Genomic DNA, 1,137 nt, shown 5'->3' on the forward strand with positions numbered 1-1,137 from the left:
GGCTAAATCAAGTGAACAAGCAATAAAAAGGGCTGCCAATGTGCAGCCCTTTAATTTGTCGTTGTTCCCTCAAAAACCACGTTATGCTTTTTGAACCACGGTAGTGGGCACTTGAGGAACAAACGAATGTTATGGTTCGAGGAGCTCTGTATGCAGCTTCTGAATGGCTTGCTTCGCCACCGACTCATTCACAAGGAAGCATAGGTTATGAGGACTTGCTCCATAACAGATCATGCGTAAGTTCAAATCTTCTAGCGTACCAAACACTTGCTTCGCATAGCCTTTACGTTCACTCATCTTGTTACCAATCAAGGCTACCAAACAAAGGTCATGTTCTACTTCGACCTTACACAACTCTTCCAACTCTTCACGTGCTGCTTGAGGAAGTTGTGGTGCGCCTCCTGAGGTATCAGTTTGATCCAGTGTGAGTGACACACTGATTTCTGATGTGGTGATAAGGTCTACCGAAATTTTGTGCTTGGCTAAAATCTCAAATACTTTTGCTAAGAAGCCGTACGCATGGAACATGTTCGCACTACGCAGAGTGACCATCGTTTGATTACAACGCAGAGCGAGAGCACGGAACAGCGGTGAGCTTTCGACTTGATGACGAATCCACGTGCCGCCTTTTTCTGGTTCTTTGGATGAGCCAACAAAAACCGGGATATCATGGCGCAGAGCAGGGACCAGTGTTGATGGGTGTAATATTTTCGCACCAAAGTTAGCCATTTCAGAGGCTTCACTAAAACTGATCTCGGGGATTGGTGACGCTTTTGGTGCGATGCGAGGATCGGTCGTGTAAATACCAGGAACATCTGTCCAAATTTCAAGTCCAGATGCTTTCACACCTTCAGCAATCAAGGCTGCACTGTAGTCGCTACCACCACGGCCTAACGTTGTTGTATTGCCTTCTTCGTCAGAGCCAATGAAGCCCTGTGTGATGACGACAGAATCAAGACATAAAGGGATAAGCTTCTCTTGCGCTAGTTGAGTAATAGCTTCGACATTCGGCTCTGCGCGACCAAAGTTGTCGTCGGTTCTTAGCACTTCACGAATATCAAATCGTACTGCATTGATACCACGCTCTCGCATGAGCTGCGCCAAAATGTGCGTCGACATTAACTCACCACATGCCAC

Annotated in this window: 1 protein-coding gene; it reads right to left on the bottom strand. The window is 46.7% G+C overall.

Features of this window, described 5'->3' with window-relative positions; all coding sequences use genetic code 11:
• Positions 1-129: 129 nt before the first annotated feature.
• Positions 130-1,137: lysine-sensitive aspartokinase 3 (gene lysC / locus R7Z50_RS24550; protein ID WP_318149356.1), on the bottom strand; the 1,008-nt coding region annotated here is incomplete at its 5' end.

Source organism: Vibrio sp. 1249-1 (assembly GCF_033340495.1).